This is a genomic window from Bacillus sp. HNG, from assembly GCF_003400205.1.
Lineage (GTDB): Bacteria > Bacillota > Bacilli > Bacillales > Bacillaceae_L > Ferdinandcohnia.
Genome location: NZ_QUQV01000002.1, coordinates 291,575 through 307,076, shown reverse-complemented (window position 1 = coordinate 307,076; position 15,502 = coordinate 291,575). Strand labels below are relative to the sequence as shown.

General features: G+C 36.5%; 13 protein-coding genes and 1 other annotated feature. Of the genes, 12 read left to right on the top strand and 1 reads right to left on the bottom strand.

The features are described from left to right. The 11 genes from DZB84_RS04835 (at window position 1) to DZB84_RS04785 (ending at window position 12,248) form a co-directional block, all read left to right on the top strand. Window positions 1–993 carry an ABC transporter ATP-binding protein gene (locus DZB84_RS04835; protein WP_116351132.1) on the top strand — a complete coding sequence of 331 codons (993 nt, stop codon included), beginning with the start codon at window positions 1–3 and terminating at the stop codon, window positions 991–993. Window positions 994–1,037: 44 nt separating this feature from the next. Continuing rightward, window positions 1,038–2,753, top strand: coding sequence for an oligopeptide ABC transporter substrate-binding protein (gene opp4A, locus DZB84_RS04830; protein ID WP_116351131.1), 1,716 nt, complete (start codon window positions 1,038–1,040; stop codon window positions 2,751–2,753). An 89-nt stretch (window positions 2,754–2,842) separates the two neighbouring features. After that, window positions 2,843–3,808 (top strand): oligopeptide ABC transporter permease, encoded by a 966-nt coding sequence (gene opp4B, locus DZB84_RS04825; protein WP_116351130.1) that lies wholly within the window; start codon window positions 2,843–2,845, stop codon window positions 3,806–3,808. Window positions 3,809–3,820: 12 nt separating this feature from the next. Further along, complete coding sequence (opp4C, locus tag DZB84_RS04820; protein ID WP_116351129.1) at window positions 3,821–4,729, top strand: oligopeptide ABC transporter permease; 909 nt, start codon at window positions 3,821–3,823, stop codon at window positions 4,727–4,729. 492 nt (window positions 4,730–5,221) lie between these two features. Continuing rightward, window positions 5,222–6,205 carry an ABC transporter ATP-binding protein gene (locus DZB84_RS04815; RefSeq protein WP_116351128.1) on the top strand — a complete coding sequence of 328 codons (984 nt, stop codon included), beginning with the start codon at window positions 5,222–5,224 and terminating at the stop codon, window positions 6,203–6,205. Then, complete coding sequence (locus DZB84_RS04810; protein WP_116351127.1) at window positions 6,202–7,224, top strand: ABC transporter ATP-binding protein; 1,023 nt, start codon at window positions 6,202–6,204, stop codon at window positions 7,222–7,224. Before DZB84_RS04815 ends, DZB84_RS04810 begins: the two co-directional genes overlap by 4 nt. 114 nt (window positions 7,225–7,338) lie before the next feature. Further along, on the top strand, window positions 7,339–9,012 hold the full coding sequence (locus DZB84_RS04805; RefSeq protein ID WP_116351126.1) for a peptide-binding protein: 1,674 nt from the start codon (window positions 7,339–7,341) through the stop codon (window positions 9,010–9,012). Window positions 9,013–9,148: 136 nt separating this feature from the next. Then, window positions 9,149–10,099, top strand: coding sequence for an ABC transporter permease (locus tag DZB84_RS04800; RefSeq protein WP_116351125.1), 951 nt, complete (start codon window positions 9,149–9,151; stop codon window positions 10,097–10,099). A 15-nt stretch (window positions 10,100–10,114) separates the two neighbouring features. Then, a complete protein-coding gene (gene opp4C, locus DZB84_RS04795) occupies window positions 10,115–11,023 on the top strand; it encodes an oligopeptide ABC transporter permease (protein WP_116351124.1) in 909 nt (302 codons plus the stop codon). Window positions 11,024–11,182: 159 nt separating this feature from the next. After that, window positions 11,183–11,398: a YuzI family membrane protein gene (locus tag DZB84_RS25710; protein ID WP_116351473.1), complete on the top strand. Its 216-nt coding sequence runs from the start codon at window positions 11,183–11,185 to the stop codon at window positions 11,396–11,398. A 100-nt stretch (window positions 11,399–11,498) separates the two neighbouring features. Continuing rightward, complete coding sequence (locus tag DZB84_RS04785) at window positions 11,499–12,248, top strand: YjbA family protein (protein ID WP_116351123.1); 750 nt, start codon at window positions 11,499–11,501, stop codon at window positions 12,246–12,248. A gap of 59 nt (window positions 12,249–12,307) precedes the next feature. Here DZB84_RS04785 and trpS read toward each other — a convergent pair whose 3' ends face one another. Continuing rightward, window positions 12,308–13,297, bottom strand: a complete 990-nt coding sequence (gene trpS, locus DZB84_RS04780) for a tryptophan--tRNA ligase (protein WP_116351122.1) — start codon at window positions 13,295–13,297, stop codon at window positions 12,308–12,310. 83 nt (window positions 13,298–13,380) lie between these two features. Further along, window positions 13,381–13,619: a binding site (T-box leader), on the bottom strand. A gap of 182 nt (window positions 13,620–13,801) precedes the next feature. On the opposite strand from trpS, the gene DZB84_RS04775 reads away from it, so the two are divergent. Further along, window positions 13,802–15,430 (top strand): peptide ABC transporter substrate-binding protein, encoded by a 1,629-nt coding sequence (locus tag DZB84_RS04775; protein WP_116351472.1) that lies wholly within the window; start codon window positions 13,802–13,804, stop codon window positions 15,428–15,430. Window positions 15,431–15,502: the final 72 nt, after the last annotated feature.

Here is a 15,502-nt window from a genome sequence, read left to right as displayed (position 1 = left end):
ATGGCTAATCCAACACTAGAGAAAAAAGACAATCTTATATTAGAAGTTAAAAATCTAAAAACCTACTATCCAATCAAGGGTGGGTTTATGAGAAAGACCATTGGAAATGTAAAAGCGGTTGATGGTGTTTCATTTGAAATTAAGCAAGGTGAAACATTGGGGCTTGTTGGTGAATCAGGATGTGGTAAATCTACAACGGGAAGAACTATTCTTCGCTTACTTGAACCAACAGATGGTCAAATTCTTTTAGATGGTGAAGATATTACGAACTTAAAAGGGAAACGCTTGAGGGATATCAGGAAGGATTTCCAAATGGTGTTCCAGGACCCATACGCTTCACTAAATCCAATGCAGATGGTTGGCGATATCGTAGCGGAACCAATCATGAACTACACTGGAAAATCATTAAATGCATTGAAAGAAGAAGTAATAGATTTATTAAAAAGAGTTGGCCTTCCTGAGGATGCTTTTTATAAATATGCTCATGAATTCTCTGGAGGACAACGTCAAAGAATCGGAATTGCGCGTGCTTTAGCGCTTAAGCCAAAATTGATTATCGCGGATGAACCAGTTTCAGCGCTCGATGTTTCGGTTCAATCGCAAGTTTTAAACTTATTAAAAGAATTACAAGAAGAGTTCGGATTGACTTTTCTATTCATCGCTCATGACTTAAGTGTTGTAAAACATATGAGTGACAGAATTGGAGTTATGTATCTGGGCGGTATTGTAGAAATTTCAGAGAAGGATGACTTATATGCTGAACCACTTCATCCATATACACAGGCATTGATTTCTGCGATTCCGGAGCCTGATCCAAGAAAGAAAAAGGAAAGAATTGTTCTTCAAGGTGATGTACCAAGTCCAGCAAATCCACCAAGTGGTTGCCCATTCCATCCAAGATGTCCAATGGCAATGGAGGAATGTTCGAAAGTTAAACCACAATTAAAGGAGGTGAAGCCAGGACATAAGGTGGCTTGTCATTTACACAAATAAATGGCAGTAAATTTTTAACACATACTTAAAGGGGGAAAACCTACATGAAAAAGTCAGCATTGTGGACAATCGTACTTTTGCTAGTTATGTCATTATTCCTAGCAGCTTGCGGTGGTAACGAAGAAAAAGCTGGAAAAGACAATGAAAAGACTGGCTCAGAAACATCTGAACCAAAAGAAGGCGGAAAAATCACTTTAGCAGTTGACCAAGCTCCTGAAGGTGTTTTTGAATCTGCTTATTATAGAAGTGTTATTGATGCACAAATTCTAGGTTTTACTGGCGGAAGTATTTACAAAGTAAATGACGACCTAGAATATGTACCAAATCTTGCTGAATGGACAATCAGCGATGACAAATTAACGTATACTTTTAAATTTAAAGAAGGCGTTAAATGGCACAATGGTGAAGAGTTAACAGCTGATGATTATGCGTTTGCTCTAGAAACAATCGCAGACCCTGATTATGACGGTTCTCGTTTCAACTATGTTGAAGGAATCAAAGGTGCTACTGAGAAAAAAGAAGGTAAAGCAGACCATATTGAAGGTGTTAATGTAATTGATAAATACACAGTTGCTGTCACTTTTAAAGAAGTAAAAATCAACAACTTAGAAAATCTATGGTCAGATCCAATGCCTAAGAAACATTATGAAGGTGTTCCTGTTGCTGAACTAGGAGAATCTGATCAAGTTCGTCTAAACCCAGTAGGTCTTGGACCATTTAAAGTGAAAAAAGTTGTACCTGGTGAATATGTTGAATTAGAACGTTTTGATGATTATTGGGAAGGAAAACCACTTCTAGATGGAGTAGTTATCAAAGTTATTGATCCTTCATTAGCAAACGGTGCGTTCCAAAATGGCGAAATTGATATTATGAACATTGCTCCTGCTTCTGTTAAAGAATTAGAAAAAATGGATCATGTTCGCGTAGAGGAAGCTACTGGTACTGTTTATTCTTATATCGGTCTACGTTTTGGTCATCGTGACCAAGCTACACGTACGAACGTAGCAGATTTTGATAAGTTTAAGTCTAAAGAATTACGTCAAGCGTTACTATATGCAATCGATCGTCAAGCAATGATTGATGGTTTCTTATCTGGTAAAGGTAAAGTATTCAACACAGTTATTCCTTCTGCTTTCTGGATGGCTGCTGATGATTCTGAACTAAACCAATATGAATTTAATCAAGACAAAGCAAAAGAACTATTAGCTTCAGCTGGTTATAAAGATGTAGATGGTGACGGATTTGTAGAAGATCCGGAAGGTAAGCCATTCTCTATCAAATTTGGTCACTATGCAGGTAATGCAACATTTGAAGGTCGTTCACAAGCAATCATCCAAAGCTGGAATGATATCGGTGTGAAAACTGAATTAGCAACTGGAAGCCTAATTGAGTTCAACCTTTACAACGAAATGAAAGACAACGACGATAAAGAATTAGAAGCATTCTTCGGTTCTTGGGGAACAGGTTCTGACCCAGATCCATCTGGTCTATGGGCTAATGATGCTGAGTGGAACTATGGTCGTTGGGTAAATGAAGATAGCCAAAGACTTCTTGATGAAGGCTTAAGTGAAAAAGCATTTGATAAAGAATACCGTGGACAAGTTTATGTTGATTGGCAAAAGCTATTCAACGAAGAATTACCAGCACTTCCATTATGGGAGAACATGGACCTTTATGGAATTAATGACCGTCTACAAGGCGTACATGTTAATGCTGTTGGATTCCAAGACAATGTTCATAAGTGGTATGTAACTGACTGATTGTAGATTGGTAGAGTTCAAAAGTCACGATTTGTGGCTTTTGAACTTCAATTTTAAGTATGAATTTTTTAGAATAAGGAGAAATTAACATGCTCCAATACTCAATTCGAAGAATACTAGGCATGATTCCATTATTACTCCTTGCCTCAATTGTGGTTTTTTCCTTGGCGAAAGTGATGCCAGGTGACCCATTTGGAGGAGAAATTGATCCATCCAATACTGACCCAAAATACATTGAAGAAATGCGAGAAAAATTGGGCTACAATGACCCAATATATGTACAGTATTGGAGATGGGTAACTGATTTCGTTCAGGGTGATTTTGGTAAATCTACTACACATAAAATGGATGTTTCAAAGTTAATTGCTCAAAAAATTCCCAATACCTTATTTTTAGCAATTGTATCCCTATTTTTTACGTACATTTTTTCATTCTTAATGGGAATGTATGCAGGCCGAAAACCGTATAAACTTGGAGATAATCTTATTGCAAGTTATAACTATATAGGATTAGCTGTCCCATCGTTTGTTGCCGGTATTGTGGCAATCTATTTCTTTGCGTTTCAGCTTAATTGGTTCCCATTCAGTGGGTCGGTTGAAGTTGGACTTGATGAAGGAACTTTTCAATATTATGTAAGTAAATTTCACCACGTTATGTTACCAGCACTCGTTTTAGGATTAATGGGTACTGCTTCATACACTCAATTTTTACGAAATGATATTATTGAAAACAGTCGTAAAGACTTTGTAAGAACAGCAAGAGCAAAAGGTACGAAAGAATCAACTATCTATAATAAACACATTTTACGAAATTCTATTATTCCGTTAGTAACATTTTTAGGATTCGATATTGCTACCTTAATAGGTGGTGCGGTTATAACTGAAACGATATTCACATACCCAGGAATCGGACAACTTTTCTTAGAATCCGTTAATACAAGGGATTATGCTGTTATGATGACGATCACAATGTTACTTTCATTTTTAACACTTTTCGGAAATCTTATCGCAGATTTACTGTATGGAATTGTGGATCCGCGCATTCGATTGGATTAAGGAGGAGAATAAATGGAAGTAGTTACTAATACAAATGTAGATTCACCAAAAAAAGAAACGAAAAGCCTTTCTCCTTGGGCGATAGCCAGAAGGAAATTCATGAAAAACAAACTAGCTATGGTCAGTTTAGTTTTTCTAATCTGTATTGTTTTAATTGCTATTTTTGGACCTATTTTTAATAAGCAAGATATTGTTCGTGTTGATTTCATGAACATGAGGAAAGAGCCTTCATCAGTGAACTGGCTTGGTACAGATACAAATGGACGCGACGTATTTGCAAGAATGCTACACGGTGCGAGAACATCCTTGATGATTGGATTTTCGTGTACAATCTTTATTACGTTAATCGGAACAATTGTTGGTTCTGTTGCAGGTTATAATGGTGGGAAAATAGACCAAATGTTAATGCGTTTTACAGATTTTGTTTTAGTTTTCCCATTTATGATCTTTGTAATTGTTTTAAACAGTATTCTTACTGGCAAGGTAACTGGAGCATGGACTCTAATCATTGTTATGAGCTTATTAAGCTGGGGTGGAGTTGCTCGTATTGTTCGAAGTAAAGTTTTAGCAGAAAAAGAAAATGAATATATTCTTGCTGCGAAATCGATTGGGACAAGACCATCAAAGATTATTATTAAGCATCTATTACCTAATGTTTCTTCCACAATCATTGTACAATCGACATTAATTTTGGCTGTTATGATTGTTGCTGAATCAGGTCTAAGTTTTCTAGGCTTTGGGGTACCAACGAATACACCAAGCTGGGGAAATATGTTAGCAGAAGCTAGGGATGCTGATGTTTTACGTAATATTACTTGGATGTGGGCTCCTCCTGCAATTGCGATTACATTAACAATATTATCTATTAATTTCATAGGTGAAGGGTTAAAGGATGCACTAAATCCAAAATCAAACCGTTAGCAGATCTATCACAATGTGTGATGGATCTTTTTTTTTGTTGCAAATTTTACTGATTCAACGCTTTTTTGCGATAAAGTATTATATCAAAAAAACAAAAAAACCTCTTTTAAACAAAGATATATTACGAATATTTCTTTTGTAAACCCGATTATATCAATTGATTCAAGAAATAATAATGACAATAATAAAAATTATCTTGCAATTTCGACATAGTTTTAATAGAATTTTAAATAGATTAAGAGAAAATAGAGTTTTCACTCTTTAAAGCAAATTAATTCAATTTTAAAAATTGACTTGTATTTGTAATCTTTCTGTAATAAAATTTAGATGATTCTTTTGTCAGATAATTTAGTACGTTTTTTACTTTAAAGCTTTACTCTGTTAAAATAAGAGAATGCTAGAAATTTTTGGTTGATATTTCAATAAATATATTATATTTTGAATAATGAGTGAACTTGTTTCAAGTTCCGATAAGGAAGGTGAACCTAATTTATGTCTACATTACTAGAAGTAAAAAATCTTAAAACATATTTCTACAAAAAGAAAACAGTAATACCTGCCGTAGATGGCGTTGATTTAAAAATAAATAAAGGTGAAACCTTAGCTATAGTAGGTGAGTCTGGATCAGGGAAGAGTATTACCTCACTTTCAATTATGAAGCTCGTACCTAGTCCAGCTGGAAAAATCGTTGAAGGTGAAATCGTCCTTGATGGTAGAAACCTAGTTGATTTATCTGAAGCTGAAATGTGTAAGGTTCGTGGAAATGAAATATCAATGATTTTCCAAGAACCAATGACGTCTCTAAACCCAGTTCTTACTGTTGGTGAGCAAATAATTGAGGTGCTGATGTATCACCAAAAATTGTCCAAAGTAGAAGCATCTAAAAAAGCAATTGAAATGTTAGAATTGGTTGGGTTCTCAAGGGCAGCTGAATTAATTCATGACTACCCACATCGCCTTTCGGGTGGTATGCGCCAAAGGGTTATGATAGCGATTGCGATGAGCTGTAATCCAAAGCTTTTAATTGCGGATGAGCCTACAACTGCCCTGGATGTTACCATCCAAGCTCAAATTCTTGACTTAATGAAGGATCTTAGTCGCAAATTTGATACTTCGATTCTTTTAATCACACACGATTTGGGCGTTGTGTCGGAGGTAGCTGATAATATCGTAGTTATGTACGGGGGCCAAGTTGTTGAGCAATCACCAGTAGATGAATTATTTGATGAACCATTACATCCATACACAGTTGGACTGATGAACTCAATACCTGCAATAGAAGGTGACATTGAACGCCTTCAATCAATCGAAGGTAACGTACCATCACCAGAAAATATGCCAAAAGGATGCAGGTTTGCTCCGCGCTGTTCCAAAGCTTTTGACCGCTGTTTTGCAGAAGCTCCTCAGCTAAAACAAATGGGGAAAGAACGAGCAGTTCGCTGTTTCCTATATGAAGACGAGGGGGCTAAAGCATGACTACAACAAATATAGATAAGAAAGTTGATTCATCAAAGGAAAATAGTAATATCATTCTTGAGCTTCAAGATGTAAAAAAATATTTTCCAATCAAAGCTGGTCTTCTACAGCGAAATGTAGGTAATGTTAAAGCGGTTGACGGCATTAGCTTACAAATTAAAAAAGGGGAAACAATTGGACTAGTTGGGGAGTCTGGCTGTGGGAAATCTACAACTGGAAGAACCATAATCAGATTGTATGAACCAACCGATGGAAAAATTATCTTTAAGGGAAAAGACATTACACATATGTCCGAAAGTGAGCTAAGAAAATCCGTTAGAAGAGACATTCAAATGGTATTCCAGGATCCTTTCGCAACCCTTAATCCAAGAAAAACTTTACGTTCTATTATCAAAGAACCATTAATTACTCATAAATTATACACCGCAAAAGAACGAGAAGAAAAAGTAAAAGAATTAATGGAAACTGTTGGACTGAACGCGTCATATATCAACAGATATCCACATGAATTCTCGGGAGGGCAGCGTCAAAGGATCGGGATTGCAAGAGCACTCGCATTAAATCCTGAATTGATTATCGCTGATGAACCTGTTTCAGCACTTGACGTGTCGATTCAAGCACAAGTTATAAACTTAATGGAAGATCTTCAAGAAGAATTTGGCCTAACGTATATTTTTATCTCACATGACTTAAGTGTTGTTAGACATATAAGTGATAGAGTAGGAGTTATGTATTTAGGTAGAATGATGGAATTAGCAAATAAAGAGGATTTATATGCTGAACCACTTCATCCATATACACAAGCTTTATTATCTGCGGTTCCTGTTCCTAAAAAAGCTGGGGCAATTAAAAGAGAACGAATTGTACTAAAAGGAGAGCTTCCAAGCCCTTCAAATCCACCAAGTGGGTGTGTGTTCCACACAAGATGTCCAGCTGCAACTGATATTTGTCGCCAGTTGGTACCTGAATTTAAAGAAGTTAAACAAGGGCATTTTGTTGCATGTCACCTTTTCGAGTAAAGGTGGCTGCACAGAAAATATATAGATTCTTTGAAGGGAGGAGATGCCACCTAAGAGGGATCAATCTATGTAGTAAAAACTAAAAATTCTAACAAAATGATAGGGGGAAAAAACGTGAAGTTAAGAAAAAGCTTATGGCTATTTTTAGTCCTAACACTTGTAATGTCACTTTTCTTAGCAGCTTGTTCCGGTGGCGAAAAGGCCGGTACTGACACTGAAAAAGAAGAAACACCTAAGGAAGAAACACCAAAAGAAGAACCAAAGAACACTGATCCTGTAACGGGTGGAGATTTAGTTATTGGTTCTGCTGGTAGTCCAACATTGTTTAACCCATATTTCTCAACTGATACAGCGTCAAGTGATATTGAGGGGTTAATCTATAACGCACTTGTTAAAACAAATAAAAATCTTGAAACTGAGTTAGACTTAGCTGAAAAGATTGACGTTTCTGATGATGGTTTAGTTTATACTGTTAAGCTAAGAGAAGGCGTAAAATGGCATGATGGTGAAGAAATGAATGCTGACGACTTAGTATTTGCTTACAGTATGATGAAAAACCCAGATGTAGTTTCTGAGCGTAAATCAAACTTCGAAAGCCTAGAAAAAATTGAAAAAATTGATGATTACACTGTTAAATTTACTTTGAATAAAGTAGATGTAACTTTCTATCCAACTACATTAGGATCATATGGTCCACTACCTGAGCACATCTTAGGTGATGTTGATCCTGCTACATTACATGAAAATGAATTTAATACTAAAAACCCTATTGGTACAGGTCCATTCAAATTTGTAGAATGGAAAGATGGCGAGTATGTAAAGGTTGAAGCAAACGAAGATTATTTTGAAGGTCGTCCATATTTAGATACAATCACAACTAAATATGTAGCTGATGCTAATGCATTAATCGCAGCGTTACAAGCTGGGGAAATTGATATGTACAATGCATTCCCTGGTACAGAAATTGATACTGTAAAAGCAATCGATGGTGTTAAGATTGAAGAAGATCTAGCATTATCTTATACATTCCTTGCATTCAATCAACAGGATGAAAGATTCCAAGATAAGAAAGTTCGACAAGCGTTCACTCATGCTGTAAACAAAGAAGCAATTGTAGAAAGCATTATGAATGGTGCTGGTCAACCTGCTGAAGCTCCTGATAGCCCATTAATGTGGACATACAATGATGAAGTTCCAAAATTTGAATATGATTTAGAAAAAGCAAAAGCATTACTTGAAGAAGCTGGCTGGAAAGATACAAACGGTAACGGTATCGTTGATAAAGATGGTAAAGAAATGTCCTTCTCTATCAAAACAAACCAAGGTAACAAAGTTCGTGAAGACATTGCTGTAGTGTTACAACAACAATTTAAAGAAATTGGTGTTGAAGCAAAACCAGAAATCGTTGAATGGTCTGCATTTATTGAAGCTATCTCTGCTCCAAACTGGGACTATGAGGCTATGATTCTTGGTTGGTCATTATCAACATTCCCTGACCAATATGATATCTTCCACTCTTCTCAAGCTGCTGAAGGCTTAAACTTCGTATGGTATAAAAACGAAGAAGCTGACAAGTTAATGGAAGAAGCAAGACAAACAACTGATAGAGATCGTTATGTAGAAATTCACAAAGATCTATATCAAATTCTTGTAGAAGACCAAGCTTACACATTCTTGTATTACCCAATTGAGTACCGTGCAATGCCAGAAGAATTACAAGGTTATGAGTTCCATTCGAAAAATCAATTATTCAATGCACACAAATGGTGGTTACAAACTGCTGAATAATAAAAGACAAACATGATTGTTGCAGAGGGAAGGGTAAATTTTCCCTTCCTTCTTTTTAAATACTGAAAATAACTGGATACCTATATCTAGATTGAACATAGAATAAAAATTTACTAAACGTGAAGGAGAAATAGCTATGGTCTCTTATATCATCCGTCGAACATTAATGGCTATTCCCCTATTATTAGGAATTACCATCGTCTCTTTTGCTATCATGCATATGGCCCCAGGTGACCCGACTGCACTCATGATGGATCCTAATATTAGTCCAGCAGATAGAGAATTGGTTATGGAGAAATATGGTTTCAATGACCCAGTCCATGTACAATATTTCAAATGGTTAGGAAATATGCTTCAAGGTGACTTTGGAGATTCCGTTATTAATAAAGGAAGAGATGTTTCTGAATTGATTTGGAATCGATTGCCGAACACCCTGTTGTTGATGGGAGTATCTACGATATTAGCCATCGCAATTGCAGTACCATTTGGTGTAATTTCAGCTGTACGTCCGTATTCTAAAGTAGACTATACTGTTACCGTTTCGTCATTTTTAGGACTTGCTATTCCAAATTTCTGGTTTGGATTAGTTTTAATTATGGTGTTCTCAGTTCATTTACACTGGTTCCCGGCTTCAGGTACACATACCCTAAATGCTCCTTTTAGTATTTGGGATCGAATTCACCATCTAATCTTACCGGCCTTTGTTTTAGCCACCGCAGATATGGCAAGCTTAACAAGATATACTCGTTCAAGTATGATTGAGGTTGTTAACCAAGACTATATGAGGACTGCTAGGGCAAAAGGTTTTAAAGAAGGAAAGGTTATTGCAAAGCATGGATTGCGAAATGGACTAATTCCGGTTATTACAATTTTTGGAATTATGATACCGAGCTTTATTGGTGGTTCAGTAATTGTTGAATCTGTATTTGGATGGCCTGGCCTTGGTAAATTATTCGTTGATTCAGCATTCCAACGTGACTATCCGATTGTAATGGCAATAACAGTAATTTCCTCCGTATTAGTAGTACTAGGAAATCTTATAGCCGATATTCTGTACGCTATCTTTGATCCGAGAATTGAATACTAAAAGGGGGGAAGCAAGATGGCACAACCGAATTTAGCAACTGGAAACGATATAGAGTTACAAGGTTTATCTACAAAAGCAGATACATTGACGAAAATAATGATTCGAAAGTTTTTCAAAAATAAGCTCGCAGTCATCGGTGCAGTGTTATTGATTCTGATTATTGTCTCGGCGATATTTGCACCATTGTTAACGCCACATGACCCGGACAAACAAGACTTGTTTAAGAGACTTGCTGACCCAAGTAAGGAACACCTACTAGGTACAGATACATTTGGCCGTGATATCTTAACACGATTATTGTATGGGGCTAGAATTTCACTATTAGTTGGGTTTGCTTCAGTAGCGGGCGCAATTACGATAGGCACAGCTCTTGGTGCAATTGCAGGATATTTCGGTGGTATTGTTGATGCATTGGTCATGAGATTTGTTGATATCATGCTATCTATTCCACAAATTTTCTTGCTTATTACACTTGTAACACTTTTTAAGCCAGGGGTAGATAAGTTAATTATCATTTTTGCTCTTACAGGGTGGATGACCACTGCCAGATTAGTCCGCGGTGAGTTTTTATCCCTACGTAGTCGAGAATTTGTATTAGCATCAAAAACAATTGGAACAAGAAGCTTTACAATTATCTTCAGAGAAATTCTTCCTAATGCTATGGGTCCAATTATCGTTGCGGCTACACTAGCAGTTGGAGGAGTTATTTTAGCAGAGTCTGCTCTAAGTTATCTTGGATTAGGTATAATGCCACCAACACCAAGTTGGGGGAATATGCTTCAGGGTGCACAAAGTATTACAATCATGCTTAACCAGTGGTGGGTTCCAATGGCTCCAGGTTTAATGATTTTAATTACAGTACTTTGCTTTAACTTTGTAGGTGATGGTTTACGTGATGCACTTGATCCAAAAATAAATGAGTAGAAAAAGCCGAGATGCCATCTTGGCTTTTTCTTTTGCCTCAAAACTATACATTTGACATCTTTTGTGAGCTTTAACCATAGATTATAGAAAGAAAATAGGACGAGCAGGTGATTTCATTGAAAGTGCATTTTGAACGCAGTCTTATTGTATGCTATACAGATGGTTAGGGCTTTTATATTTTTAGTTGGATTTGGGCTTGCGGTATGTGGAGGAATTTCTACGATTGCTTATTTAAATTTAACCACGACAGGTCTAACTTTTTTGGAATACCTACAATTCATAAGTAAAAGGATCGAATGCTATTTAGTTGTTGTGGGCTTTGTGATGATTTGTTTGAGTATTTACTATCCATCAAAAACATCCAAAAGAGATTAAAACGTGTAAGTATTTTCTAACAATACAAGAATAATTTGGAATAAAATTTCCTCATTCTGCCTATACTGTTGACAAACAGCTTTGAAGTGAGGGGTAAAAAATGTTGTTTCTTCATGATATTTGGGTAAATTGGTTTGAAGGTGAAGAAAATGGTTACAACGTTTGTCACTTCCATGAATGGCGCAAGGATGATAGTGTTGAACTGTTAGACCAGGTACCTTTACTAAAAATTGAGTCTCCGTTGTTTAACTACATTGAAAATGATTTAATGGAACTTCCACAACAACTTCTTATGGATGTTCACCAAAAAGCGTATGTTCGTAAAAATCACGAACGGATTCAACTCGATTATTGTTTTGTTGTAACAGACGGTCATGGAATTATGGCGATAGACACAATAGGCTACAACATCCCGATTCGGAAAAGTCGATTGATTCCAAGGCAGGAACAGCTTGTTTATGAAATGGTGAATGGTCATGAAGCGATTCCTTATACCTTTGATAGTAAGGATAGCACAAAGGAAAAGGAATATCATATTTTGTCTCCTTCGCCGATTGAAATGGCTGGCCTTACCCGCAAGGAAAGGCAGCTAAAGCAGCTACTTTTTATGGCTTTAGATCAGTTAGCCTCAACAAAAAATGTAGCGGAGATTAGGTATTGGTATACGGAGTGGAATCCTTCGCGATACCAAGAAATTCAAGAAATGCATTTCGAAGAAGTATGGCAAAATCTCTATGAAGAAACGAGAAATGGTTGGACAAGCAAACATGTTCAATTATGTGAAAACCTAATCAAGGGTCAACCATTTTTTGAAAAGCTTTGGGAAATTGAACATGAATCAAAAGTGTAATGACATGAAAATTAATTGGAAAAAGGATTTGTTCGTGAACAAATCCTTTTTCCTTTTCATTATTTTCTTTTTCTTCCTAGTCCCATTGCATTTTCCATTTTCTTGACAGTTTTACTTGCCACATTATTTGCTTTTGCAGCTCCAGCATCGAGGATATCGTCTAGTTTCGATGAGTTTAGAATCTCGTAATATCTTTCTTGAATTGGGCGAATTTCGTTCAATACAACCTCTGCTAGCTCAGCTTTAAATTCTCCGTATCCTCTTCCTTCATACAAGGATTCGATTTCCTTGATGGATTTGTTACTGAAATTGGAATAGATGGTAAGTAGGTTTGAAATACCAGGTTTGTTTTCCTTATCAAATTTCACAATTCCCTCTGAATCTGTTACAGCACTTTTAATCTTTTTCTCAATTTGCTTAGGATCATCGAGTAACGCAATATAGCTTTTTGGGTTTGGATCGGACTTACTCATTTTCTTTGTAGGATCCTGTAATGACATAATTCTTGCGCCTTCTTTAGGTATTCTGGCATCAGGTATTGTGAAGATTTCGCGATATTTTTTGTTGAATCTTTCAGCAAGGTCACGTGTTAATTCGATGTGCTGCTTTTGGTCTTCACCGACAGGAACAAGATCCGCATTATATAGGAGAATATCCCCTGCCATTAGAGGTGGGTATGTTAATAATCCAGCAACTACCGCTTCTTTTCCTTGTGATTTATCTTTAAATTGAGTCATTCTCTCTAGTTCACCGATATAAGAGACACATTGTAACATCCAGCCTGCTTGAGCATGTGCTGGAACCTCTGACTGAATAAATAGAGTTGCTTTTTCTGGGTCAAGCCCAATTGCGAGATATAAAGCAGCTAAGCTCCTGATATTTTCGCGTAGTTTTTTTGAGTCTTGCGGTACAGTAATCGCGTGTTGGTCCACAATACAATAGAAGCAATTATATTCATTTTGCAATTCGACAAATTGCTTCATTGCTCCGATATAGTTACCCAATGTTACAGAGCCACTTGGTTGAATACCTGAAAAAATAGTTTGCATGTTGATTCTCTCCTTTTAAAAATATGGATGATAAAGAGTAGTTTAAGCCAAAATAAAAAACCACCCGCACCTAACAATTAAATGTTAGGGACGAATGGTTACCGCGTTGCCACCCTAGTTATTTTACTCAAATTGAGTGAGTAAAATCTCTCGTATCCTTGTAACGTAAGGAACACGTCTTCACCTACTCCAATTTCAGCGAAGATGCTCAAAAGTCCATTCCATATGCACCATTACCTGTTCACACCAACCACAGACTCTCTGAAGAGGAAATTCCCTCCCAATGGTTATCATATGTACTACTCTTTATCATAGCCCGTTATTCATATTATTTTTATTATAATCTTTTCAATTCGAATTGCAAGTATTGAAGCAAAAAAATGAAGGAAAACATCTAAGTCCAATACGCATAAGATATTCCGTTTTGAAACAACATAAGTAGCGTATAACTTTCGTAACAAAAAAAGGAAAATACATACTTAGGAGGTCATCTGTTTGAGAAAAATGTCGTTGATATTAAGTATACTCTTAGCAAGTACTCTTGTACTTTCGGCCTGCGGCACTTTTGATAATGGCAAAAAAGAAGGTGGCGGAGCCGAGGGGGAAGGTGCAAAGCAAGAACTAAGAATCAATATTAGTTCTGAACCTCCAACATTACACCCTGGCTTAGCAACGGACTCAACATCTGGAGTAGTATTAAACCATGCTTTTGAAGGTTTAACTCGAATTAATAAAAATGGCGAGCCAGAAGAAGCAATGGCGGAAAAAATTGACGTTTCTGAAGATGGAAAGACGTATACCTTTACAATCCGTGATGCTAAATGGTCGAATGGGGATCCTGTTACTGCCCACGACTTTGAGTATGCATGGAAATGGGTATTGGTGCCAGGAAATCAATCTGACTATGCGTCACAAATATACAATTATGTCGAAGGAGCAAAAGATGCGTATAATACACCCGATATTTCAATTGAAAAAATGGAGAATGTCGGAATTAAAGCAATTGATGATAAAACGCTTGAGGTGAAATTAGTTAACCCAACTGCTTATTTCTTAGAATTAACGGCCTTTTATACTTATTTTCCCGTTAACAGTAAGATTGCGAAGGATAATCCTGATTGGGCAAATCGGGTGGATGAATCTTATGTTTCAAATGGTCCGTTTGTAATTGCAGATAAATCAGCAAGCATTACTCTTAATAAGAATAAAGACTATTGGGATGCTGATTCAGTCAAGCTTGAGAAAATTACGATGGATATGATCAATGATCCGAATACTGAATATCAAAGCTTTAAAAAAGGAGAGTTGGATTGGGCTGGTGCACCTACATCAGCATTGCCGACTGATGTAATCCCTACGTTAGATAAAGAAGGAACTCTTCAAAAAAGCCCTATCGCAGGAACGTATTGGTATAAGTTTAATATTAATAAAGAGCCTTTTCAAAACGAAAATCTTCGAAAAGCCTTATCGTATGCTATTGATCGAAAAGCGATTGTTGAAAATATAACCCAAGGTGGACAAATTCCCGCAATGGCTTTAGTTCCATCCGCAATTCTTAAGGAAAATGAGAAGGGCTATTTTAAAGACAACGATGTAGATGCTGCAAAGGAACATTTACAAAAAGCATTAGATGAACTTGGATTATCAGATGTTTCTCAACTTCCTGAGATTGCTCTTTCCTATAATACTTCTGAAGGACACCAAAAGGTTGCACAAGCTGTTCAAGATATGTGGAGAAAGAATTTAGGGATCAATGTAACCCTTAATAACGCAGAGTGGAACGTGTATCTAGATAATATAGACCAAGGTAATTTCCAAATTGGTCGCGCAGGCTGGTTAGCTGATTTTAACGATCCCGTAAACTTCCTTGAAATTTTTACAGTACCACAAGGAAATAATGATACAGGGTGGACAAATGAGAAGTTTAATAACCTGCTCGCACAAGCAGCTAAAGAAACAGACAAAGATAAGCGACTTAGTTTACTAAAAGAAGCTGAGCAAGTAGTAATCGGAGAAATGCCTATTGCCCCCATTTATTTCTATACTAACAACTGGGTTCAAAATGAGAACTTAAAAGGTGTAGTTATTTCTCCATTAGGAGATGTTCAATATAAGTGGGCTTATTTTGAATAACTCAAACCAAGAAAAAAGTAAGGTATATAGTTGGCCTATATACCTTACTTTTTGAAAAGGTCAAAAGTGCTA

Coding starts and splice junctions, on each gene's coding strand:
- DZB84_RS04810 (WP_116351127.1), top strand. CDS start 6,202: ATGACTACAACAAATATAGATAAGAAAGTTGATTCATCAAAGGAAAAT.
- DZB84_RS04800 (WP_116351125.1), top strand. CDS start 9,149: ATGGTCTCTTATATCATCCGTCGAACATTAATGGCTATTCCCCTATTA.
- opp4A (WP_116351131.1), top strand. CDS start 1,038: ATGAAAAAGTCAGCATTGTGGACAATCGTACTTTTGCTAGTTATGTCA.
- DZB84_RS04775 (WP_116351472.1), top strand. CDS start 13,802: ATGTCGTTGATATTAAGTATACTCTTAGCAAGTACTCTTGTACTTTCG.
- trpS (WP_116351122.1), bottom strand. CDS start 13,297: ATGCAAACTATTTTTTCAGGTATTCAACCAAGTGGCTCTGTAACATTG.
- opp4C (WP_116351129.1), top strand. CDS start 3,821: ATGGAAGTAGTTACTAATACAAATGTAGATTCACCAAAAAAAGAAACG.
- DZB84_RS04835 (WP_116351132.1), top strand. CDS start 1: ATGGCTAATCCAACACTAGAGAAAAAAGACAATCTTATATTAGAAGTT.
- opp4B (WP_116351130.1), top strand. CDS start 2,843: ATGCTCCAATACTCAATTCGAAGAATACTAGGCATGATTCCATTATTA.
- DZB84_RS04785 (WP_116351123.1), top strand. CDS start 11,499: ATGTTGTTTCTTCATGATATTTGGGTAAATTGGTTTGAAGGTGAAGAA.
- DZB84_RS25710 (WP_116351473.1), top strand. CDS start 11,183: ATGGTTAGGGCTTTTATATTTTTAGTTGGATTTGGGCTTGCGGTATGT.
- DZB84_RS04815 (WP_116351128.1), top strand. CDS start 5,222: ATGTCTACATTACTAGAAGTAAAAAATCTTAAAACATATTTCTACAAA.
- opp4C (WP_116351124.1), top strand. CDS start 10,115: ATGGCACAACCGAATTTAGCAACTGGAAACGATATAGAGTTACAAGGT.